Origin of the sequence: Cytobacillus sp. S13-E01, from assembly GCF_029193815.1 — a bacterium.
GTDB lineage: Bacteria > Bacillota > Bacilli > Bacillales > Bacillaceae_L > Bacillus_BV.
In genome coordinates this window covers 110,075-131,571 of record NZ_JARFVC010000003.1, presented here as the reverse complement: position 1 = coordinate 131,571, position 21,497 = coordinate 110,075, and the positions used below count along the sequence as shown (strand labels likewise).

The 21,497-nt window shown below is 36.3% G+C and carries 22 protein-coding genes and 1 pseudogene; 11 read left to right on the top strand and 12 right to left on the bottom strand.

Features of this window, described 5'->3' with window-relative positions; genetic code table 11:
• Positions 1-18: 18 nt before the first annotated feature.
• Positions 19-165, top strand: a complete 147-nt coding sequence (locus PY093_RS04050) for a BH0509 family protein (protein WP_275644591.1) — start codon at positions 19-21, stop codon at positions 163-165.
• Positions 166-701: 536 nt separating this feature from the next.
• The gene (locus tag PY093_RS04045) at positions 702-2,642 is read left to right on the top strand and encodes a heavy metal translocating P-type ATPase (protein WP_275644590.1); all 1,941 of its coding nucleotides are present in this window, start codon (positions 702-704) and stop codon (positions 2,640-2,642) included.
• Between the two features lie 253 nt (positions 2,643-2,895).
• On the opposite strand, the gene PY093_RS04040 is transcribed toward PY093_RS04045, so the two are convergent.
• Genes PY093_RS04040 through PY093_RS04030 form a run of 3 tightly spaced genes read right to left on the bottom strand, consistent with a single transcriptional unit; the run spans position 2,896 to position 4,626 of the window.
• Positions 2,896-3,732 carry a YihY/virulence factor BrkB family protein gene (locus tag PY093_RS04040; RefSeq protein WP_275644589.1) on the bottom strand — a complete coding sequence of 279 codons (837 nt, stop codon included), beginning with the start codon at positions 3,730-3,732 and terminating at the stop codon, positions 2,896-2,898.
• A gap of 12 nt (positions 3,733-3,744) precedes the next feature.
• The gene (locus PY093_RS04035; RefSeq protein ID WP_275644588.1) at positions 3,745-4,095 is read right to left on the bottom strand and encodes a YtxH domain-containing protein; all 351 of its coding nucleotides are present in this window, start codon (positions 4,093-4,095) and stop codon (positions 3,745-3,747) included.
• A 60-nt stretch (positions 4,096-4,155) separates the two neighbouring features.
• The gene (locus tag PY093_RS04030) at positions 4,156-4,626 is read right to left on the bottom strand and encodes a low molecular weight protein-tyrosine-phosphatase (RefSeq protein WP_275644587.1); all 471 of its coding nucleotides are present in this window, start codon (positions 4,624-4,626) and stop codon (positions 4,156-4,158) included.
• Between the two features lie 148 nt (positions 4,627-4,774).
• Here PY093_RS04030 and PY093_RS04025 point away from each other — a divergent pair, with 148 nt between their 5' ends.
• The 3 genes and pseudogenes from PY093_RS04025 to PY093_RS21350 form a co-directional block, all read left to right on the top strand.
• The gene (locus PY093_RS04025) at positions 4,775-5,002 is read left to right on the top strand and encodes a DUF1128 domain-containing protein (RefSeq protein ID WP_275644655.1); all 228 of its coding nucleotides are present in this window, start codon (positions 4,775-4,777) and stop codon (positions 5,000-5,002) included.
• Between the two features lie 83 nt (positions 5,003-5,085).
• The gene (locus PY093_RS04020; RefSeq protein WP_275644586.1) at positions 5,086-5,244 is read left to right on the top strand and encodes a hypothetical protein; all 159 of its coding nucleotides are present in this window, start codon (positions 5,086-5,088) and stop codon (positions 5,242-5,244) included.
• 196 nt (positions 5,245-5,440) lie between these two features.
• A pseudogene (locus tag PY093_RS21350) lies at positions 5,441-5,568 on the top strand (metal-dependent hydrolase); the annotation flags it as partial.
• A gap of 123 nt (positions 5,569-5,691) precedes the next feature.
• Here the strand turns inward: PY093_RS21350 and PY093_RS04010 are convergent.
• Positions 5,692-6,225: a GNAT family N-acetyltransferase gene (locus PY093_RS04010; RefSeq protein WP_275644585.1), complete on the bottom strand. Its 534-nt coding sequence runs from the start codon at positions 6,223-6,225 to the stop codon at positions 5,692-5,694.
• 129 nt (positions 6,226-6,354) lie between these two features.
• Between PY093_RS04010 and PY093_RS04005 the strand changes: the two genes are divergently transcribed.
• Complete coding sequence (locus tag PY093_RS04005) at positions 6,355-7,485, top strand: M20 peptidase aminoacylase family protein (protein WP_275644584.1); 1,131 nt, start codon at positions 6,355-6,357, stop codon at positions 7,483-7,485.
• A gap of 72 nt (positions 7,486-7,557) precedes the next feature.
• Here the strand turns inward: PY093_RS04005 and PY093_RS04000 are convergent, their stop codons facing one another.
• Complete coding sequence (locus tag PY093_RS04000; protein ID WP_275644583.1) at positions 7,558-7,728, bottom strand: hypothetical protein; 171 nt, start codon at positions 7,726-7,728, stop codon at positions 7,558-7,560.
• 258 nt (positions 7,729-7,986) lie between these two features.
• Between PY093_RS04000 and mreBH the strand changes: the two genes are divergently transcribed.
• Positions 7,987-8,994 carry a rod-share determining protein MreBH gene (gene mreBH, locus PY093_RS03995; protein WP_275644582.1) on the top strand — a complete coding sequence of 336 codons (1,008 nt, stop codon included), beginning with the start codon at positions 7,987-7,989 and terminating at the stop codon, positions 8,992-8,994.
• 535 nt (positions 8,995-9,529) lie between these two features.
• On the opposite strand, the gene PY093_RS03990 is transcribed toward mreBH, so the two are convergent.
• Together PY093_RS03990 and PY093_RS03985 are read right to left on the bottom strand one after the other, a co-directional pair.
• Complete coding sequence (locus tag PY093_RS03990; RefSeq protein WP_275644581.1) at positions 9,530-10,861, bottom strand: polysaccharide biosynthesis protein; 1,332 nt, start codon at positions 10,859-10,861, stop codon at positions 9,530-9,532.
• Positions 10,862-11,062: 201 nt separating this feature from the next.
• Positions 11,063-11,470 carry a VWA-like domain-containing protein gene (locus PY093_RS03985; RefSeq protein ID WP_275644580.1) on the bottom strand — a complete coding sequence of 136 codons (408 nt, stop codon included), beginning with the start codon at positions 11,468-11,470 and terminating at the stop codon, positions 11,063-11,065.
• A 279-nt stretch (positions 11,471-11,749) separates the two neighbouring features.
• Between PY093_RS03985 and PY093_RS03980 the strand changes: the two genes are divergently transcribed.
• Entirely contained in the window at positions 11,750-13,306 is a 1,557-nt protein-coding gene (locus PY093_RS03980; protein ID WP_275644579.1) for an ABC-F family ATP-binding cassette domain-containing protein, read from the top strand.
• Positions 13,307-13,699: 393 nt separating this feature from the next.
• On the opposite strand, the gene helD is transcribed toward PY093_RS03980, so the two are convergent.
• Entirely contained in the window at positions 13,700-15,997 is a 2,298-nt protein-coding gene (gene helD, locus PY093_RS03975; protein WP_275644578.1) for an RNA polymerase recycling motor HelD, read from the bottom strand.
• A gap of 445 nt (positions 15,998-16,442) precedes the next feature.
• Here helD and PY093_RS03970 point away from each other — a divergent pair, with 445 nt between their 5' ends.
• Positions 16,443-17,378, top strand: coding sequence for a glycerophosphodiester phosphodiesterase family protein (locus tag PY093_RS03970; protein ID WP_275644577.1), 936 nt, complete (start codon positions 16,443-16,445; stop codon positions 17,376-17,378).
• A gap of 132 nt (positions 17,379-17,510) precedes the next feature.
• Here the strand turns inward: PY093_RS03970 and PY093_RS03965 are convergent, their stop codons facing one another.
• On the bottom strand, positions 17,511-17,633 hold the full coding sequence (locus PY093_RS03965; RefSeq protein ID WP_275644576.1) for a hypothetical protein: 123 nt from the start codon (positions 17,631-17,633) through the stop codon (positions 17,511-17,513).
• Positions 17,634-17,731: 98 nt separating this feature from the next.
• Entirely contained in the window at positions 17,732-18,841 is a 1,110-nt protein-coding gene (gene desB / locus PY093_RS03960; protein WP_275644575.1) for a Delta(10) desaturase DesB, read from the bottom strand.
• A gap of 231 nt (positions 18,842-19,072) precedes the next feature.
• On the opposite strand from desB, the gene PY093_RS03955 reads away from it, so the two are divergent.
• Both PY093_RS03955 and PY093_RS03950 read left to right on the top strand, forming a co-directional pair.
• Complete coding sequence (locus PY093_RS03955; RefSeq protein WP_275644574.1) at positions 19,073-19,282, top strand: hypothetical protein; 210 nt, start codon at positions 19,073-19,075, stop codon at positions 19,280-19,282.
• Positions 19,282-19,473: a YwbE family protein gene (locus tag PY093_RS03950; protein WP_275644573.1), complete on the top strand. Its 192-nt coding sequence runs from the start codon at positions 19,282-19,284 to the stop codon at positions 19,471-19,473. The genes PY093_RS03955 and PY093_RS03950 overlap by 1 nt, the downstream gene beginning before the upstream one ends.
• A 48-nt stretch (positions 19,474-19,521) precedes the next feature.
• Here PY093_RS03950 and PY093_RS03945 read toward each other — a convergent pair whose 3' ends face one another.
• Positions 19,522-20,181: an NAD-dependent epimerase/dehydratase family protein gene (locus PY093_RS03945; protein ID WP_275644572.1), complete on the bottom strand. Its 660-nt coding sequence runs from the start codon at positions 20,179-20,181 to the stop codon at positions 19,522-19,524.
• A 51-nt stretch (positions 20,182-20,232) separates the two neighbouring features.
• On the bottom strand, positions 20,233-21,402 hold the full coding sequence (locus PY093_RS03940; RefSeq protein WP_275644571.1) for a DEAD/DEAH box helicase: 1,170 nt from the start codon (positions 21,400-21,402) through the stop codon (positions 20,233-20,235).
• Positions 21,403-21,497: the final 95 nt, after the last annotated feature.

Genomic DNA, 21,497 nt, shown 5'->3' with positions numbered 1-21,497 from the left:
GTAAAGGAGATGGTACAGATGAGTAGACAAGAACGTAAAAACATGATCGAATTTATTGAAAAGGTTAAAGGGTTTGAAAAAGACACACTTGTATACATGACCGATGCTGACATTGAACATATCTACGAAACTACGTATTATCAATATGAAGAAATCGCAGAATAAACACCCAAGCACAAAGCCCCTCAACAAACGAGGGGCTTATTTGTTTGCGCTTTTCGACACGTTCTTTTCGACACGTTCGTGGAAGGTGTCGAATTCCCAAGTTTTTCGACACGTTCGTGGAAGGTGTCGAATTCCCAAGTTTTTCGACACGTTCGTGGAAGGTGTCGAATTCGAATCCAACGTGGATTTGTTGATAAATCTTATTCATTATTTCACTTTTAAATGTGATAAGTATATGCTATAATTAAAATTATTATAATGTAGAAACTATTTAAAATATTGCTGCTGCCCTTGAGGTGGCAGCTTTCGTCGTTTTTCAAGGATAATGATTGTGATTATTTTTCTCAATTAGAACTAGAAAAGAGCAGGGTGCCCGTTTAGCGACGTATGGACTGACTTGCACATCCTGTGCTTCGTCGTAAGGAGGAGAGGGAAGTCCACTAGTCGCCTGAGCACCTGGAGCTAGGCACTAATACTATGTACAATAACAAACGTTCAAAGATTACACCTATATCTAGTATAACGGAGGGAAAAACATGAATTCAGAAGTAAAAACGGTCTCAACCCAGCAACAGGAGCTAAGATATCATCCGAAAGAAAAAACATCATTTCTAGGTAAGCTTGTTTTACATGGAGAATTAATTGCAGCGCTTGTATCTGGGCTGCTTATCGCTATTGGTTGGTTATTATCAAAATTAGACTATGGAACTCCATCAGTTATTTTATTTATTCTTGCTTTTATCATAGGTGGATTTGCAAAAGCAAAGGAAGGTATTGAGGCGACAATAAATGACCGTAAATTAAATGTTGAAATGCTGATGGTATTTGCTGCAGTTGGCTCTGCAAGTATTGGATATTGGGTAGAGGGCGCGATTTTAATTTTCATCTTCGCTTTAAGTGGAGCTCTTGAGACATATACATTGAACAAAAGTAATCGAGAAATATCTGCCTTAATGGACTTACAGCCTGAAGAAGCAACTCTACTTAATCAAGGAATAGAAAAAGTCATTCATGTATCTAGTCTAAAAATTGGTGATCACATTCTCGTTAAGCCCGGTGAACGTATTCCAAGTGATGGTGTATTAATAAAAGGTCAAACAACAATCGATGAAGCAGCTATTACCGGTGAGTCTGTACCTGTATCAAAGTTAATAGGTGATGAACTCTTTGCAGGAACAGTGAACTTACGGGGATCTGTGACCATCGAGGTAACAAAACTTAGTAGTGAGACATTATTTCAAAAAATTATTCAGCTTGTTCAATCTGCTCAAAGTGAAAAATCACCTTCACAGCAATTTCTCGAAAAGTTTGAAGGATCATATGTTAAAGGCGTATTAGCCATTATTGCTCTTATGATGTTTGTTCCATATTTTTTATTAGATTGGAGTTGGACTGAAACCTTTTACCGTGCGATGATCCTACTGGTTGTTACATCTCCGTGTGCACTTGTAGCTTCGATTACACCCGCAACACTCTCTGCTATTTCAAATGGTGCGAGACACGGGATCCTCTTTAAAGGTGGAGTTCATCTTGAGAGGCTTGGTCATCTTCACGCCATTGCTTTTGACAAAACAGGAACATTGACTAGAGGTAATCCTGAAGTAACTGACGTAATTGTTCGTGATACTATCGATATGGACGACTTTTTACTTACGGTGGCCTCAATCGAGAATCACTCAAATCATCCCCTTGCCCAGTCAATTGTTGGGTACACTAAACATTTACTAAATCGAAACTTACTTCAACCTGAAGGCATTGATGATATGGCAGGCTGGGGGGTTGATGGTACTATCGGTAATAAAAGTTGGCAAATTGGCAAGGCTGATTTTGTCGGTAAAACAGAAGCTGAAGAGTTTCAAAATGGTATCTCCAAATCATTATCCACAGAAGGTAAAACAATTGTATATGTAAAAGATACGAACGGCATTGTTGGAATTCTAGGTTTAAAAGATACTGTTCGAAATGACACCCGCTCTGCTATTAGCGAGTTAAAGGCCCTTGGCATTCATACGATTATGTTAACAGGCGATGGTCAAAAAACAGCTGAAGCTATTGCAAAAGAAAGTAATGTTGATTATTACTTTTCAGAATGTCTTCCCGAAATGAAAGTTGAGCACTTAAAAAAGCTTAAAGTACAATATGAACATGTAGGGATGGTAGGAGACGGAATAAATGACGCCCCCGCTCTTGCTACAGCAAGTGTTGGAATTGCTATGGGAGAAGGAACGGATGTAGCCTTAGAAACGGCAGACGTTGTATTAATGAAAAATGATTTACCAAAAATAGCTGATGCAATCAAATTATCAAAGCGTATGAACCGGATCATAAAACAAAATATTGTTTTTTCAATTAGTGTCATAATGCTATTAATTAGCTCAAATTTCCTCCAAATCATCGATCTTCCATTTGGTATATTGGGTCATGAAGGCAGTACAATTTTAGTCATATTAAATGGATTACGTTTATTAAAAAGCTAATTTCACAAAATACAAAAGGACTTGGGCGATATGCCCGAGTCCTTTATCTTTAGTGATACGAGTTCCTTCCATTAGCACTACTACTAGTTTTATGTTTTGGACTTGATTTCTTTTGCTTTGTGCCACCATCTTTTTTCTTACTCATATGTTAGCCCCCTTTAGTTCTCTGTACGACCATAACCGCCCTACTCTAGTAGTATGGACTTTTCCGTTACAGCTCATAAAGGAAAGTTTCGGTAGTAGTAGCTATCCGTCACCTTCGAACTCTGTGGCAATTTAGAATTGCATTTATTTCGCCACCTACAATAATAATCATGCCTGATAGGTAGAACCAAATCATCAGCACAATTATACCTCCGAGGCTTCCATATGTAGCTGTATAGTTACCGAAACTGCTAACATAATAGGAAAATGCTAGTGAGACAAACATCCAACCGAATGTAGCAAAGAAAGCTCCACTAATTACTTCTCTTATTTTTAACCGTTTATTTGGTGCAAAAAAGTATAAAAACGTAAACACGATAAATAAAATCAAAGCACTCACAATCCATCTTACTGCATTCCAAATGTCTAAAAACGTATCGGATAATCCAAACGACGAAAATACAAATATCCCAATTTGTTTGCCAAACACAGGCAGTAATAAGGCAACAATGATCACAAAAACCATTGCAAACGTTAGGAGGATTGATATCCCTCTAGCTACGAAAAAGGAACGACTTTCTTTTACATCATAGGCGCGATTAAATGCTCTTACAACCGCATTAATACCGTTAGAGGCAGACCAAATTGTTGCGATAATCCCAAACGATAATAGCTTGCCGTTTTGCGAACCAAGGATCGCGTTTAAATTCCCTTCAATCATATTCATTGTTTCACCTGGTGCATACTCTCGAATAAAATTTAAAACATCAACCTGTGATAGCGGTAAATATCCAATAAGAGTAACCATGAAAATTAAGAAAGGAAATAAAGAAAGCAGGAAGAAATAGGCCAATTCTGCTGATAACCCTCCTATTTCATCCTCGTCAAACCTTTTAATTAGCTCTTTAATAAAAGCTAAATTAAATCCCTTCATTTCCTCACCCATACTTTCACCTCATCATTTAGTTTCGGCATCTCCATCCCTATGTAATGTTTTTGAAAAAGCCTCTTTTGTATCATTGATCATTTCAATCATTTCAGGTGTTTTTTCATTTAATTCGTGTACTTTTGTAGCAAGGAATTGGATATCTTCAGTTACTTCATCTATCGTCGTTCGAACAATTCTTATATTATCTCTTATTTTACCTGTTACAACTTCCGGGTTTTTGATAATATCTATTGTTTTACTTGTTAAAACCTTTCCATTGCGAATAGCTATATCCCTTGTTTCCTTGTCAAAAAGTGAAACTGCTGCACCAATAACCGCACCAATTAACATTCCTTCTACCATCTTATTTCGATTTGCCATGAACTTTTCTCTCCTCTTTAGTTTCCATCTGTATTGGAACCCTTATTCGCCTTAAAAAAATCAAATAGAATGTTCAGAGCGAATATTCTCTAGTAATTTCATACATCCCTCTTTAACTAAAACATATGTCTCATCAAAATTGTCTGTAAAATAAGGATCAGGTACGTCTGCAACCTTACTTTCTTCAACGAAGTCTAATAAGCGTCCGATATACCCAGTTTTAGTATAGCCCGCGAGACGTCTTAGATTTCCTAAATTTTCCGCATCCATCGCGATAATATAGTCAAATTCCGTAACATCTTCTTGCATTACTTGCCTTGCCACTATATTTTGAAAATCAATCTTATTTTCCGTTAAAATACTCCTTGTTCCTTCATGAGGTGGTTTTCCAATATGCCAGTTGCCTGTTCCAGCAGAATCAACAGATACTTTCCCGTCTAATCCCTCTCTTTTAAGAAGGTCTCTAAAAACAGCTTCTGCCATCGGCGATCTACATATGTTACCTAAACATACAAATAACACTTTTATCATGTTGGTAGCTCCTTCTTTGTTTACTTTTAATTAAACATATCATGATTTATTACTAATTTCACCTAGTAGAAAAACTAAATGAGCTATCAGTATTTTCTGTTTCGTGTGATACAATATAGAGAAGAAAATGATTGAAAGGAATGAAGACATGGATTTATCTCAAAAGTCAGTAGAAAATGTGGAGTATATGATTGAACAAATAAAAGAAAAATTAAAAGTACTAAATTTAGGTGCCATTAAACCCTCTCATTTTAATGAAGAAATGTATGAGGAATTAAAGGATATCCATACGCTAGTCATGAAAAAGAACTCATTTAGCCCTAATGAAATGCAAGGAATTGTTGAAGAATTGGGTTCCCTTCGAAAAAATCAATAAGAATACATAAAATAATTAAATTATGTAATTTGTGTGAAAAGCATACCACTCCCTTGCATATATATTTTAAAAGGGGTGGTACAATGCTTGGAATGTGGCTAACCACAATTGGTTTATTTCTCGGTCTTCTTTTCTTTATAGTCCTAGTGATTTATACATTAAAACTTTCAGTTAACGCTTCTGATGCTTATCGTGTTGACCCATTGCCAAAGGATGTTGAATCTACCGACCAAAAGAAATAATTGAATTACTCTTGCTTCACCCAAATCTTTGGGTGGGGCTATTTTTTCATGGAAATCTTTACCGTTTTTTCACAAGTGAAATTTTCAAACAAACGTTTGATTAATTGCCCTAGCACCAGTCATATCAACGGGTTGAAAAATTCAAACAAACGTTTGATTGAATTTTGTTTTGTCCAAAGAAAAATACAAGTGAATATTTTTTATAGCTTTGGTGGCCGTCTTCATACACAATACAAGTGATTTGTTTAATGCGCGGGGAAAAGCCTATTTCACAATGCGCATTACCTTTGGTGTACGATATCTATTATTGATTTCATTTACTGGCCATTATGGTTTGAGCCTTTACCGGGCTAGATACTATAAAGAACCTAGACATCGCATTTTAGTAACTTTCCTTCTGGTTTTTCTTTATACTTAATCCGCCTAATAAAGTCAGTCTTAAGTTACTTATTTCCTATATTCCATCAACCAACAATCTTGCATCATTCCTTCATGAAGTTCTTGATTAGGAAGAAGCTTAACCTTTTTAAATCCACATTTTTCATAACACCGAATGGCCCTTTCATTGCGAGTTTGCGGATCCACACTGACAATGTTAGCTATCTTACTATCTAGTAAATACTCTGATACCCCTTTAACGAGCTTTGTTCCGATCCCATTGTTCCAGTATTCTGGATCACCAATGAATTGGTCCATCCCGTATAGTTTTTCCTCGTTACTATATCCGTATAATGCCTTATCATCATAAGTTAATGGATAAAATTGCAAATAACCAACTGGTTCACTTTTATATTCAACAATGCATGTATTAATTTGTTCATCCTTACTATAAAACACTTCTCGGATCATTTTTATATCATGAGGATTATCTCTTCCCTCATAAAATTCTAAAACCCGTTCGTCTGACAACCATTTTGCAAGATATGAAGCATCTGATTCCTCTAAAGGCCGCACTAGCAAATTTTCTTGATCAAAAATCATTTTAACTTCCCCTTTTTTTGTATTTATAATCTGATTCGTTACAATGTTGATTTTTCCTTTTATATTGTGAAAATTCTTACATCGTGGTACATTGATTTAAAAGTTTTTAAGATTAGGGGGATAATGTTTATGGAACAATTGTTAAAAGAAATTCGTGAAGAAATGCTACATATGTTTGATCACTTACATACACATCCTGAGCTAAGCTGGAAAGAGTATAATACAACTACATACTTGAAGGAACTACTTGAAAACGCTGGTGCGCGTGTTCAAATATTTAGTGATTGCACTGGGGTTATCGCGGAAATCGGTGAAGGCTCTCCAGTCGTTGCGCTTAGAGCTGATATAGATGCACTATGGCAAGAGGTTGATGGTGAAAATCGTGCTAATCATTCATGTGGTCATGATGCGCATATGACAATGGTATATGGTGCATTTCTTCTGCTTAAAAAACTTCATATTGGAAAAGGTACAGTCCGGTTTATTTTTCAACCCGCTGAAGAAAAAGGAAATGGTGCATTGAAAATGGTTGAAAAGAAGGTGGCAGATGACATTGACTACTTATATGGTGTTCACCTTCGCCCTATACAGGACATGGAAAATGGGAAGGCCGCTCCCGCTATGTTTCATGGAGCAAGCCGGTTTTTACTTGGAAAAGTTTCAGGAGAAGACATGCATGGGGCAAGGCCACATCTTGGGGCAAATGCAATCGAAGTTGGGGCAACCTTTGTTCAAATGCTGAATCAAATACAGATCAATCCTTTGATCCCACACTCTGCAAAGGTTACTTCCTTTCAAGCTGGTGGTGAAAGCTTCAATATCATTCCTGGCTCCGCTGTGTTTAGCGTAGATTTGCGTGCTCAAACAAATGAAGGAATGGAAGAACTACAACAAAAGGTTGAAGCCGCCGGTAGAACACTTAGTTCCTTTTATAATGTTGGCGTGAGTGTTGACATTGTTTCAAGTATTGTGGCTGCCCAGGTTAATCCCGAAGCTGAAGCTATTATGCGTGATGCGATAGTCGATGTATTGGGTCCTGATAAATTACTTGATTCAGTGACAACAACAGGCGGAGATGATTTTCACTTTTATACAGTTAAAAGACCATCTATTAAAGCAACGATGCTGGCATTAGGCTGCGATCTATCACCTGGACTTCATCATCCGAATATGACATTTGATAAAGAAGCGATTTTCTCTGGAATCGGGATATTAACAAGGGTTGTACTTCGTACTTTTGAGCAGGATCCTAGGGACTAAGTGGATGCTTGGGTACTTTTTTCGTAGATAAATAAATATTTAAAAGCGCCCACTAATCGGGCGTTTTCTAACCTAAAATTTATTATGAATTTTATTTTGATAATCCTTAAATACTGACGAATTCGATGTATTTCTTTTTTTCTTCACTTGATTTAGTCTTAGTAATTTTTCATTAAGTTTTTTCGTTAAGATAATTCGTTCTTCTTCGTCTTGACAGGCATCAATTAAGTCTTCAATGCTCATGAGGTCTTTTCTAATTTCAGTTTCTTCAATTTTCTTCCTGCCTAAATACTAGAAATGTACCACGTAACGAAAAGGATTAAACTATAGTTGGTTTACTAATATAACTCTATTTTACACTGTCTGTATATTGGTTTCATATCAAAGGACATAAAATTTCCAACAACTTTGTGAAATGCATTTTTCGACATCTACCCCCAAAAAACGACTAAAGCTAGTGAATACTATACAAAGTTCAAAACACTTTGGAGGATAAAAATAATGTTATCAAATATAGAGATTGGTATTGATTTAGGCACTGCAAATATTTTAGTTTACAGTAAAAGCAAGGGAATTATTATAAATGAGCCTTCTGTTGTTGCAATTGATAAAGATACAAAAAAGGTTGTCGCTGTGGGTACTGATGCAAAATTAATGATTGGTAAAACTCCTGGAAAAATAATCGCAGTTAGACCATTAAAACAAGGCGTCATCGCCGACTATACAGTTACAACCGATATGTTAAAATACATATTTAAAAAAGCAAGCCAGATTCTAGGTTTTTCTTTCCGTAAACCAAATGTTATTGTATGCACCCCCTCTGGGGCTACATCTGTTGAACGACGTGCTATTCAAGATGCAATTAAAAATTGCGGCGCTAAACAGGTTTTCCTTATCGAAGAACCTGTGGCAGCCGCAATTGGAGCTGACCTTCCCGTTGATGAACCGGTTGCCAATGTGATTGTTGATATTGGCGGAGGTACAACTGAAGTCGCTATTATTTCTTTTGGTGGTGTTGTCACCTGTCACTCAATCCGCACTGGCGGTGATAAAATGGATGAGGATATTGTCCAAAATGTTAGAAAAAATTATAATGTCTTAATTGGCGAGCGTACAGCCGAGCGAATTAAAATGGAAATTGGCTATGCACTCATCGATCATGAAGAGCTTACTATGGAAGTTCGAGGTCGTGATTTAGTGACTGGTTTACCGAAAACTGTCGAATTACGTTCTACTGAAATTCAGGGCACATTAAAAGAGTCATTACTAAATATTCTAGACGCTGTTCGGGCAACTTTAGAGGATTGCCCACCAGAGCTAAGTGGTGATATTGTTGATCGTGGTGTTATTTTAACGGGTGGTGGTGCTTTATTAAAAGGAATGCAAGAATGGTTGAGTCAGGAAATTTATGTGCCCGTACATTTAGCTCCATATCCACTTGAATCTGTTGCGATCGGTACAGGTCGATCATTAAGTATGATCAACAGACTAGAGAAAATTGCTAAATAAGATAAAGGAAACTAACCCTCATTGGTTTTTTTCTTTCCGTTGAACTTATAACGCTAGGGGCGCGTACTTCCTGTGTGCTAGCCTTACTTACACATCCTGATCATCGGCACAGTTAACCCGTTCTAACGAGCGTTTCCTCTATAGAGGAAACGCTCATAAAACCCGATTCCCTTTGGTTTCCCCCACTTGAATTTTTTCGAATACTCTAAGTATTCAGTGGGGGACTTACTGCCCGTTAATGCGGGATAAATAGTATTGTAAGAGAACAAACGAAGGGTGGTTTGTTCTCTTTTTTTCTATCCGATTTTTCAAACAAACGTTTGTTTAAATTTTTCAACTCTCTGTTACGACTGGCGCCAAGGCGATTAATCAAACGTTTGTTTAAGATTTCTTGCACTATTTTTAGATGGTTCTAATTATTTTTTTAGAAAAATTCTTAGCACCCTATAATCGAATGCTAAAAGAGGTCCTTTTCATCAGTCCCAAAAGGTAAACCTTCAAGGATGTTTGGAAGGGATTACAAGCTGCACATAACTTAAATATTAAGATTTTTAACAGGACTTCTCAGCGTTAAAGGAATATCAATTTTCTTACATATCGTTAAATAGTGCATCAGTGTAAGTAGAACGGCTCCGGCATTCATTCCGATGATAATACCTTCCATTTGAAATTGTCTCATTGATCCTAAGACAAACATAATGATGAACGCAAAGATATGTGACCATACCGAATGGTAAAAGGCATCCTTAACCAACCCAAGCCCAATTAAAAAGGCTTGCATTGGGATCACGAAAAAGTGAAATAAAAAATAAGGCCAAAGCATTTGTAAATATAGAGTTGCCGTCGATGAATCAAAGAAAAGATGAGTTAACGGCTCAGCAAAGAAATAAAAGATCGCTACCGCTGGCACACCATAGGCTAATGTTACTAACATAACTTGCTTTAAAAGCTTATTAAGTCGGGCAATATCTCTTTTTGCATAAGCTTCTGACACAGTTGGAATAAGAACAATTAGCAATGAATGGGCAATAAAGGCTGGAAAGAAACCAATTGTTAATGCAACACCTGCTAACATCCCAAACTGTTCTGTGGCCATCGACCCAGTAAGACCAGCAGAAACTAATGCAGCTTTTATAAGGAAGGGCTGAATCGCATTTGTAATTGCATGAAAAATGCGTAAACCCGTGGTTGGTACTGATACAGATAAAATATTTTTTCTTGCTTCCTTCGCGCTTAATGTTAACCTAGGGTGTTTCCTTCTTGATTGTATTTGTAAGAAATAAGCCTGAATGAGATAGATAAATACAACTAATTCAGTTGCGACTAAGGTGCCTAAGGCAATTAGCAAAGCTGTTTCCTTTTCAAATTGAAAGAGCTGATATAGTCCAACAAGCAAGGATAATTGGACAATTTTTCTTAAAAAGTTTGAAAAGGCAATTTTCCCCATATGTTGTAAGCCCATAAAGTAGCCTCTTGCTAACGATGAAAACGCAATAATCGGGATTAAAGAAATAAACAACCACCGAACATAAGGGTGATACTGATCGAAAACTGAGATAAATGGTAATATTACAACCGCTATCGCACTTAAGGCAATTGTTGTAACGACCGCTAAAAACGTAGCGTGCTTAAGCAAACTCAGGTGGTACTCTTGTTCTTTTTCAGCTATGAATTTAGAAATGGAGATCGGCAACTCCAAGCTTGCTAGAACTACAACTAAAAAAAGCATCGGAAGAATTGACATATATAAACCCATACCCTGCTCACCTAATTGCTTCGCTAATACCATATTCACTAAAAACTCAATAGACTCACTAAAGAATGCTGCTACAATCAGTAAAAATGCGCCCTTAAAAAACGAGTTCATGATGTCTCCCCTTATATTATTCTAATTTGTACTATAAAGGATATGAGACAAGTCTCTAGATTATATTCATGAACATTCGACATCTTCCTAGAAGGTGTCGAATGTCGCAATTTTCAACATCGTTTTCGACACCTTCATGGAAGGTGTCGAATGTGGAGAAAGGGAAGCATTGTTATAAAACCAATGGCTTTCGTACCTTGTTTACGCAACCATAATTGCTTTACCAAATGGAACCTTTGGTAGGTAATCATCTGGGACTAACCAAAATGTTTCATATGGGACATTTAGTTCTTCATAGAAATACCCCGTTACATCAGTAATGTAAAAGAGGGTATCAATTTTTTCTGTCTCTGCCCATTCTAACACTTCGGTGTACGATGATTTACCATGTGTGTAATACTTTATATTCACTTCATGAATAGGAGTTATGCTTCTGATTTTAAAATCCGCTTGAACTAGCTTAGCATCAGGCTTTATCTCCCCAAAAAACTTAACAATATTATTAATTAATATTGTTCGGGTTTGATTGGTTGACGTATCAATAGCTAGAGCAATCGATTTATCTTGGCGTTCCTTCACCATGTTAAGTAAGGATCGTTGCCATCTCATCACGATCAACTCCTATCTCGTTTTTATGAAGCAAGATTATTTTGCGCATTTGATAATCAAATATGATGCTTATATTTTTTTAAAAGCGAATATTATAGAAAACTTCCATGGAGGAAATTGAAGGGGTTGATAACGACAGAGCCGAGCTCGAAGATTATTCGACACCTTCCACGAACATGTCGAAAAATGATATAATCTATTATGTGTGTTTTTTATGTGATTGCAGATTGGTCTGCGTTTTTATATATAATCGACTATAACATTTTAAAGGGGAATAACATGAGTATTTTAACTGTTAAGAATTTAAGCCATGGTTTTGGGGATCGTGCTATTTTTAATGATGTTTCCTTTCGTCTATTAAAGGGAGAACATATTGGGTTAATTGGGGCAAATGGTGAAGGTAAGTCAACCTTTATGAATATCATTACGAGAAAACTTCAGCCAGATGAAGGTAAAGTTGATTGGTCAAAGAATGTACGTGTTGGCTATCTTGATCAGCATACAGTCCTTGAAAAGGGTATGACTATTCGTGATGTCCTTAATACTGCCTTTAAATATCTTTTCGATCTTGAAGCGGAAATGAATGATATCTATAACAAAATGGGTGAAGCAACTCCTGAAGAATTAGAGAAGCTTTTAGAGGAAGTTGGAACCATTCAAGATATCCTTACGAACAATGACTTTTATGTAATTGATGCAAAGGTTGAAGAAATTGGTCGTGCACTTGGACTTGAGGATATCGGTCTTGATAAGGATGTTCAAGATTTAAGTGGTGGTCAACGAACGAAAGTGTTGCTTGCAAAGCTACTTCTTGAAAAACCAGATATCCTTTTGTTGGACGAGCCTACGAACTACTTAGATGAGCCACATATTATCTGGCTAAAGCGGTACCTCCAAGAATATGAGAATGCCTTTATTTTAATTTCACATGATATTCCATTCTTAAATAGTGTTATTAACTTGATCTACCATATGGAAAACCAAGAACTAAATCGCTATGTTGGCGATTATAATAACTTCCAACAAGTACATGAAGTAAAGAAACAACAATTAGAATCTGCCTATAAGAGACAGCAACACGAGATCTCTGAGCTTAAAGATTTTGTTGCTAGAAATAAAGCTCGTGTCTCTACGAGAAACATGGCCATGTCTCGTCAGAAAAAACTTGATAAGATGGATATTATTGAAATAGCTAAAGAAAAACCAAAACCAGAGTTTCATTTTAAAGAATCAAGATCTCCAAGTAAATTAATTTTTGAAACGAAGGATCTTATCATTGGCTATGATGAGCCACTATCAAAACCGTTGAACCTTCGTATGGAACGCGGTCAAAAGATTGCCCTTGTCGGAGCAAATGGTATCGGTAAAACGACACTTTTGAAAAGTATCTTAGGTATCAACAGACCACTTTCAGGTGCCGTTGAGCTTGGCGAATACCAGTATATTGGTTACTTCGAGCAAGAAATCAAAGAATCAAATTACCGCACATGTATCGAAGAAGTGTGGCAGGAGTTCCCGTCAATGAACCAAGCAGAAATTCGTGCTGCTTTAGCAAAATGTGGATTAACAACAAAGCACATCGAAAGTAAGGTTGAGGTACTAAGTGGTGGGGAAAAAGCAAAAGTTCGTCTATGCAAACTGATGAACAGAGAGTCAAATATCTTACTATTTGACGAGCCTACAAACCATCTAGATGTTGATGCAAAAGCAGAGCTACTGCGTGCTTTAAAAGCGTATAAAGGTTCAATTCTATTAATAAGCCACGAACCTGAATTTTATAAAGAGATCGCAACAGATATTTGGAACTGTGAGTCTTGGACGACTAAGTTGCTATAAGAAAAGCGAATGGCGCGCCCGCCTACCGGCGACACGCATAAGACGAGCCCTGACTGAAGGCGTTTTTTGCCTTCGGGAAGGGATTGGCTTATACCATAGAGCCGGGTGGCGCCCGGAGCTAGACACTATAACTAGGTACAAACTTTTATACTTTCTTATCTTTTAAAAAAGGTGCAAATGAAATTCAATCAAACGTTTGTTTAATTTTTTCAAACCCTTGGTATATATGACGCGGTTGGCATTAATCAAACGTTTGTTTAATTTTTTTAATTGAAACTACCACTTTAAAAGGGTATAGCTTGAATATTACTAAAAAGTGCCATCATCTCCATTACTACTTTGGAAACGATGGCTTACTAGTTTTTAATTGTATTTTCTTTAAATTGTTGTATTTCATTCAACAATTGTGAGAAGATCTTCATCCACCCGATCAAGTAAAAAGCTTGACAAATCCTTTCCGAAAAACATCAAGCGGTGAAGCGGTCTTGTCATGGAAACATATAATAACTTAATATTAATTTCATTTTCCTCAAAGGTTTCATCAAGAGAGCAAATAATCACTGCATCAAACTCTAATCCCTTTGATAAGTGAGAACTTACAATCACTACCTCACCCTTATTAATCTCCTCATTTTCCTTTAACAACTGTATAGGAAGTTTCGTGTATTGATTAAACAGTTTTGCTAGTCTCAGGCATTCCTTATTCGTCTTTCCGATGATGGCAATTGTTTTCATCTTTTCAGAGTAGAGGTGCTCAATCGTTTTTTCGATGTTCTTTACGGTCCCTTTATGTGTTGCTGAACTATAATTAAAGATTGGCTTTTGACCATGTCTTACCACAGGTTCTACCAATGGAAGCTCTAGCTTTAATAGTTTTAAAATATCATTTGCTGTATTCATAATTTCGACGGTTGTCCGATAGCTTTTCTGCAGAGTTTTATAAGTAGCTCTTGGAAAAATATTTTGTTGGACAATACTCCAGTCATTGATTCCCCTGTAAGAATGAATCCCTTGTGCCAAATCACCCACAATTGTAAACATATCTGTTTCCAAAGCACTTTTTAAAGCGGCAAATTGAAAGTAACTATAATCCTGCGCTTCATCAATTACTACATTTTTTGATCGTAAATGTTTCTCTATTCCATAAAGTTTACTTTGAAGATACAATAATGCAGCAAGATCCTCTATCTCAAAACAGCCCTCACTAGCTAGCGATTTATTATAATTGCAAAACAGTTTGATCTTGTCCTGATCCAGAATATTTTTTGCATATTTATTAAATACTTCACTATCTGTAATTAGTTTTTTATAATAGTAAAACAATTCATGCTTCGGCAGCTTTTTCATATAAGACGAAACTGCCGTCCTAGAGTCTTTATTAATATCAACAATGGCTTCATTCTTTTTATCTAACGCTTTCGTCACATAGCTTCGACGTTTATCATCTTCAAGATAACCATTAAGCGCTTTTTCAATACGAGCTTCATAAAATGTATTTACTTTTTCAAGGATCCGTTTCTTTTCAGTCCTTACATGGTTTTGTAATACTCTTTTCACCTTGTCCACACGTTGATAATAAGGTAAGTAACTGTACTCATGTACAATTAGATGGCTTAGCTTTTTTGCACTATAAAGCCGGATTTTTGACAAAAAGAAGTCTTCTGTAGGTAACAAGGATTGTAAAATATCTTCTAAATAGTGGTCAATCATATCTCGGAATTGTAATGATCCTTTAAAGGCACTGACCCATCGTATCGCTTCGGTTTCCTTCATTGTCCCATTAATAAATTTAACTAGTTTCTCTTCTGGGTGCTTGAGCTTCATTTTCTTACCAATGCACTTTGAAACATAGTCGATAAATGTGGTTTGTAGGATGTTTTCAACACCTAATTCAGGTAATACTTCTGAAATATAATCGATGAATAAACGGTTCGGTGCTAGGATCATAAGTTGATCTGGTGAAAATTGTTCTGCGTATGTATAGATGAAGTAGGAGATCCGGTGCAAAGCAATTGTTGTTTTTCCACTTCCGGCTGCACCTTGTACGATAATTGGTTTGTTTAAGTCAGCCCGGATAATATTATTTTGTTCTTCCTGGATTGTGGAAACGATTTCAGATAAACGGTTACTGGAGCTTTCTGATAATGACTTTTGAAGTAACTCATCATTTGTTGTTAAATCTACATCTCTTATTTCAATTAGCTCGCCTTCTTCAATTACATACTGGCGTTTTAAAGAGAGGTAACCTTGGTATTCTCCGCCTTTTGCTTCATAAGAAACTTCCCCTAATCTACCATCATAATAAAGGTTCGCAATTTGAGAGCGCCAATCTACAATTATAGGTTTTTGCGTTTCTTTATCGAATAGTGAAGCTTTCCCAAAGTATAGAACTTCTTCTATTTCCTTACCCTCTCTTTTAAAATCAATTCTTGCAAAATATGGCTTGGACTCAATTCGTTTCAGCTTTCGTAATTCTTCCTCTGTTCTACGTAATAGATTTGCATTTGTAAGCATATTCATATAACGAAAGCTACTATCCTTGAAGTCTATGCCATCAAGTGCATCCTTCATGTTTTCTCTAAAATTTTCTTCATCTGATTCGGAGGCTTGAATGACTATTTTCATATATTGCTTCGTAAACTCTAGCCAATCATGTTCATCCTGGTAATCTGGGTGTTTCTTTACTTCCATTCACTTCACCCTTTCAAGATGATGATAATATTACTTTTATGAAAAAACAGCCTAAAATCAAATCGAAGTTACTATAGTAGGAAAAAGCAAAAGACGTATTTGTCATTATATTACAATCCCATGTCCATTGCAAATATTTTCTGTTAGTTTCGACTATTTAAAAATAGAAATAAAGGACTTTAGTAGTTACTGACGAAATAACTTAGTAACTCTAATATGTAAGAAGCCAGTACTCACTTTTTAGGACTACCCGACAAACTATCCCTATACTCTTTGGTAACTTCTTAGGTTCTTCAGGTTAGTTAGTTACAGGCTATAAGGAATTATTCCAATCGAAAAGCTACACCACACCTTTATTAATCCTAGATACCTGCTAGAGTCAGTTAGGTAAAAAAATCTTGTTTTTCGTCGAAGCAAATATTATATATGAAAGGAATAGGTAAAAATGGCTCAAATAAAATTTGAAACGACAAAGCCAAAAAGGAAATGGATGATCATAATTGGTATTGTTGTTATCGTGATAAGTGCATTTATTCTTTTAAACTATCTCCCTGTTGAGAAAAGGCCTTATCGGTCATTTTATACAAAAGACAGACCACTCGTCATTGCTCATCAAGGAGGAGAGGACTTAGCACCTTCAAATACGCTTGCCTCTTTTACTCTAGCGAATAATTTGGGCGTTGATGCCCTTGAATTTGACATCCATATAACAAAAGATGGTCAACTTGTTACGATCCATGATCCAACAGTAGACAGAACGACAAATGGTAGTGGAAAAGTAGAGAATTTTACATTAGAAGAACTTCAAAAGCTCGATGCCGGCTATTACTTTAAAGATTTAGAGGGTGAACTAAGTTATCGTGGGAAAGGTCTCTATATTCCAACTGTTGAAGAAGTTTTTCAAACGTTTCCTGACCAACGAATGGTTATAGAAATTAAAGATACTAATTCCCCAGAAAGAACCGAAGAAATTTCCGAGAAGTTATGGAGATTAATTGTAAAATATAATTTAGAAGAGAAAGTGAATATCTCTTCATTTGACCAAGAAATAATAGAATCGTTTCAGTCATATGCTAAAGGTAGATCCCCTGTGGCAGGGGGCAAGCAGGAAGTCCTCAAATTCGTACTAGCCCATAAGCTTTTTGTTAGAAATTTATATAATCCTAGTGTTGATGTATTTCAAATCCCTACAAGTGAAAGTATTTTTAATTTAGCTGATAAAAAATTAATCGAAGGTGCCCATCGTCGTGGGATGGAAATACATTATTGGACCATTGATGATAAAGAAACCATGCGGATGTTGATAGAAGCAGGTGCAGATGGTATTATTACCAATCGACCGGATATAATGATTGAGTTATTGGAAGAAATGGGATATTAGTTTGTAAAATAGAGTGTTGTATCCTGGCAGGGATTAAGCACTCTATTTTTTGAAAATTGAGTGGTGTCATGTTTTGTCGAATTATCGATAAAATCATAAATTTGCAGATAAAATATTCCCTAGTGGAATAGTTTAATTCATTGTTTGTTGAATCCAAGAGACAAGAACGTGGTTACCGTTTTTTATTTTTTTTGAGATTTCGGGCATCAGATTGCTGTTTAAGTTACCGTTTCCGATGGTGCCGGAGCTAGACACCAAAACCAGGTGAACATTTTATTCTTTACCTTTCAAAAATAACAAAATCATGGAGATTCACTTTTTTGGGTCCCATCTTAAAATATTTCACCTCACTTTTATTTAACCGACTTATCTGTTGGTTGATTATTTAGTGGAGATGTAAAGCTATCCTCACTCGTAATCGAGCTGTGATGTGTGATCTTCACCGGATCGAGCCCATGTCCCAACGAACCGTACACTTTTCCTTTTAATGGCTCAATTAAATCCTTTGCTTGATGATATACTCTCGGTGTCTTCCAAAGAGCAATTAGCGCGCGTCCCATTGGCATTTCGTGATAACGCTCCGGCCACATTTTTTTAATATGTGTCTTCACCATCGGGTAGTATTTCGGGTTCATACTAGGAAATAAGTGATGCTCTGTATGATAAGAAAAATTAAAGTGCAAGACATCGACCCACTTTGGTACTGTGACTGTTAAGCTATTTGCTAATGGATCATTTATTTCTGTTTGCGGATTTAACCGATGGTTTGTTGAGATATAGCTCATTACAATAAAATTTGCAATTAATAATGGGATCAAAAAGGCAAAGACCCATTTAACTGGTCCTATCAAAAATAATAAACCAATCCACGATGCCCATGGTAATATCGTTTGCAGCCAAACAGTTGGCCGATTCTTAGGATTAAATTCTTTTAAGTATACGGAAAACATTTTTAACGAATGTAGTGAAAATTGAACAGTTAGTGATAGAAAACTTACAAATGCTCTAAATTGAAACGGCAGTTTATAAATCAATCTTAAAATCCGATTGTTAATTATTGTCGCCATATTCGGCCAGGCATCAGGATCTTTATGATCATCCTGAGTATGAACATGATGATTCATATTATGCCATTTCCGCCAAAGTCTAGGCCCTGTACTAAGTGGCCAAAAAGCAATTGCCCCTAGTAAATTGCGGAGCCAAGGCTTTCTCACTACTGTTCCATGTAAAATTTCATGACCTAAAAATCCCATCCCCGCAAAACTAGCTCCTAAAACTAACGCAATCAAAAAATAGATCCAAGGGTGAAGATTAAAAATACTAATCGTTAAAAAACCAGCGATCACAACAAGTAAATAAGCGAGTCCCCCTAATAGCCGAGCTGGAACTGGTTTGAAAGCCTTTTTTGGTAAATGTGGTGATATACGGGCTGCATACCATCCAAAAGAATGTAGCTCTTTCATCTAAATATACCCCTTTTCTTTTTTGTTATTACTCATATCCTTTCCAACAATGGAAGTTTTATCAAGTCTATTATTTGTTTTAAGGCAGAAATTATTACACTTTTGTATTTTATAAAAGTTTGAAATTGATTATTTTAGACCAACCTATTTATGATGGTGTTTAATTGAGTCGTTTTGTATTATAATAAGGACATTAAAATAAGAGAGTAAAAAATAAAAGGAGATGTAAATATGTCAGACCACACTATCAATGACCAAGCAACAAATACCCCTGAAAAGAAAAAATTAAGTCTTGAAGAAATGGTTAAACAAAAACTCGCTAGCAAAAAACAAGCTCAAAATGCTACTAAATTGGGTGGACCTTCAGGCCAACAAACTCAAAAAATGAAAAGCCAAATGACTAAAAAACCTAGCAATACACGCAGAAAAATGGGTGTTTAATGAGCGGACAGGAACGAACTAATATATCTGTAGGTCTGAATGTAAATGTAATTTTAAAGGAAGATCAACGGACTGGTAAAAAAACAAGCGGTGTTGTGAAAGACATCCTAACAAACTCTAGCTTCCACCCACACGGAATCAAGGTAAGGCTAGAAAGCGGCCAGGTGGGCAGAGTTATAGATATTTTATAGTAAGAAAAGCATAGGGCGGCTGATCCACACCGATAAATCAGCCGCTTCTTAATTTATTTTCCCGATCATATCTGATTCATAGATTGTATATGATTGATCGTTTTTTCCATTTGCTTTTTTATACATTGCATAAGCAACTTGCTTTGCTTCAATAGCGCGATATTTTTTCATTCTTCCAACCAATGTGAAGCGGAAGATTTTCATTACATACTCTCCTATCTTTTCTCCAAGACGAAATTCCTTCCGATCACCTACTAACAAAGAAGGTCTAAATATATGAACATGTGGTATATCTATTCTTTTTAATTCATCCTCCAATGTCCCTTTTACTTGATTATAAAATACACGAGATCCACTATTCGCTCCTAGTGCCGAAACGACGAGATATTTGCTAACACCGTGCTCTGCTCCCCATCTTGCTAACTTGATGGGATACTCAAGGTCTACCTTCATAAATTGCTCTTTCGATTTTGCCTTTTTAATGGTCGTTCCTAAGCAGCAATAAATATCATCAACTTTTTCTAAATCACTAAATGGCAGGTTATCAAAGTCGATTATTTTAGTTATCAGCTTAGGGTGTGACAATGGATAGTCACGACGAACGAGTATAGTTACGCTCTTGTATTCTGGGCTCTCTACTAAATATTGGAGTAACTCACTCCCTATTAATCCTGATGCACCAACTAGTAGTGCAGTCCTCTGATCCATCTTTATTCCCCCATGTATATGCCAAAAGGGAGGAAGGATCCTCCCTTTTGTTTATTTTCTATTTTTTGTAGGTGCTAGTGGCGTTCTCCGTTCATCAGCTATTTGCCCTTTATAAAACACTTTTTCACTAACATTAAATCCTAATTTACGTGCATATTGTTTTAACGTTCTTTCTTCTCGATCTGTAACAATCGAAATAACCGTACCTGATGCCCCAGCTCTGCCTGTTCTTCCAGATCGATGCGTATATTGAGTGATATCTTCTGGAAAATCAAAATGGACAACATGTGTTAACCCTTCGATGTCCAGTCCTCTTGCTGCAACATCTGTTGCGACCAATAATGGGAATTTGCCCGCTCTAAAGGACTTAATTGCATTCGCACGTTCTTCCTTTTTCGAGTCACTATGTAATACCCCAAGTGGAATCCGTTTAAATTGAAGTTTTTCAGCTACGACCGCTAGGTTTCCAATGTCTTTAACAAACGTTAATGCCTTTAAATCATTAAGTCGACCGATTTTCTCAAGAATTTCAATTTTTTCTCTTGGTGTACATACAAAATAAATATGCTCAACCTTTGACTTTGGCATGTCATTCTTTGTTACTCTGATTAGTAGTGGATCTTTCATAAAGGTACTAGCCACACGTTCAGTATGTTCAGGCATTGTTGCAGAAAATAAGACAATTTGACGGTCTGCTAATGTGGTTTTAATAATACCTTCAATTGTATTTGTATGTTCTGGGACAAGGAGTTGATCTCCTTCATCAAGGACAATCGTTTTTACCTCATGCATTTTAAGCTTTTTTTGTTTGATTAATTCTTGAATTCTACCTGGTGTACCAACAACAACCTGTGGGCGCTTTTTTAATTTTTCAAGCTGACGGGTCACATTTGCTCCACCAATAAAGCTGGCTCCTCTTATTCCACTACCTTCAGACCACTTTTGAACCTCTTGATGTATTTGCATAACTAACTCATGTGAAGAAGCTAATATGAGTGCCTGAACTCCACCATCTTCAGGATCAATCTTATTTAGAAGCGGCAATAGATATGCTAAGGTTTTTCCTGTTCCTGTTGGTGATTCGACAATTATATCTTTTCCCTCTAACACAAGTGGTGCAGCTTTCACCTGAACAGCAGTTGGACTTTCGAAACCTGCTTTCGTCCATGCCTCCTGTAAAAAAGGTTTAACCTGATTTAATAAATTCCATTTCTCAGTCATAGTAATCTCCTTTTGGCTAGTTATATATTGTTTCACATATAAATGTAATTAGTATCCTTAGTGTTAACCAATACGGTTGAATTCATTGATAATAA

Bases quoted from the DNA above. Each gene is read 5' to 3' on its own strand.
- PY093_RS04050 (WP_275644591.1), top strand. From the start codon at position 19: ATGAGTAGACAAGAACGTAAAAACATGATCGAATTTATTGAAAAGGTT.
- PY093_RS04045 (WP_275644590.1), top strand. From the start codon at position 702: ATGAATTCAGAAGTAAAAACGGTCTCAACCCAGCAACAGGAGCTAAGA.
- PY093_RS04040 (WP_275644589.1), bottom strand. From the start codon at position 3,732: ATGGGTGAGGAAATGAAGGGATTTAATTTAGCTTTTATTAAAGAGCTA.
- PY093_RS04035 (WP_275644588.1), bottom strand. From the start codon at position 4,095: ATGGCAAATCGAAATAAGATGGTAGAAGGAATGTTAATTGGTGCGGTT.
- PY093_RS04030 (WP_275644587.1), bottom strand. From the start codon at position 4,626: ATGATAAAAGTGTTATTTGTATGTTTAGGTAACATATGTAGATCGCCG.
- PY093_RS04025 (WP_275644655.1), top strand. From the start codon at position 4,775: ATGGATTTATCTCAAAAGTCAGTAGAAAATGTGGAGTATATGATTGAA.
- PY093_RS04020 (WP_275644586.1), top strand. From the start codon at position 5,086: ATGCTTGGAATGTGGCTAACCACAATTGGTTTATTTCTCGGTCTTCTT.
- PY093_RS04010 (WP_275644585.1), bottom strand. From the start codon at position 6,225: ATGATTTTTGATCAAGAAAATTTGCTAGTGCGGCCTTTAGAGGAATCA.
- PY093_RS04005 (WP_275644584.1), top strand. From the start codon at position 6,355: ATGGAACAATTGTTAAAAGAAATTCGTGAAGAAATGCTACATATGTTT.
- PY093_RS04000 (WP_275644583.1), bottom strand. From the start codon at position 7,728: ATGAGCATTGAAGACTTAATTGATGCCTGTCAAGACGAAGAAGAACGA.
- mreBH (WP_275644582.1), top strand. From the start codon at position 7,987: ATGTTATCAAATATAGAGATTGGTATTGATTTAGGCACTGCAAATATT.
- PY093_RS03990 (WP_275644581.1), bottom strand. From the start codon at position 10,861: ATGAACTCGTTTTTTAAGGGCGCATTTTTACTGATTGTAGCAGCATTC.
- PY093_RS03985 (WP_275644580.1), bottom strand. From the start codon at position 11,470: ATGAGATGGCAACGATCCTTACTTAACATGGTGAAGGAACGCCAAGAT.
- PY093_RS03980 (WP_275644579.1), top strand. From the start codon at position 11,750: ATGAGTATTTTAACTGTTAAGAATTTAAGCCATGGTTTTGGGGATCGT.
- helD (WP_275644578.1), bottom strand. From the start codon at position 15,997: ATGGAAGTAAAGAAACACCCAGATTACCAGGATGAACATGATTGGCTA.
- PY093_RS03970 (WP_275644577.1), top strand. From the start codon at position 16,443: ATGGCTCAAATAAAATTTGAAACGACAAAGCCAAAAAGGAAATGGATG.
- desB (WP_275644575.1), bottom strand. From the start codon at position 18,841: ATGAAAGAGCTACATTCTTTTGGATGGTATGCAGCCCGTATATCACCA.
- PY093_RS03955 (WP_275644574.1), top strand. From the start codon at position 19,073: ATGTCAGACCACACTATCAATGACCAAGCAACAAATACCCCTGAAAAG.
- PY093_RS03950 (WP_275644573.1), top strand. From the start codon at position 19,282: ATGAGCGGACAGGAACGAACTAATATATCTGTAGGTCTGAATGTAAAT.
- PY093_RS03945 (WP_275644572.1), bottom strand. From the start codon at position 20,181: ATGGATCAGAGGACTGCACTACTAGTTGGTGCATCAGGATTAATAGGG.
- PY093_RS03940 (WP_275644571.1), bottom strand. From the start codon at position 21,402: ATGACTGAGAAATGGAATTTATTAAATCAGGTTAAACCTTTTTTACAG.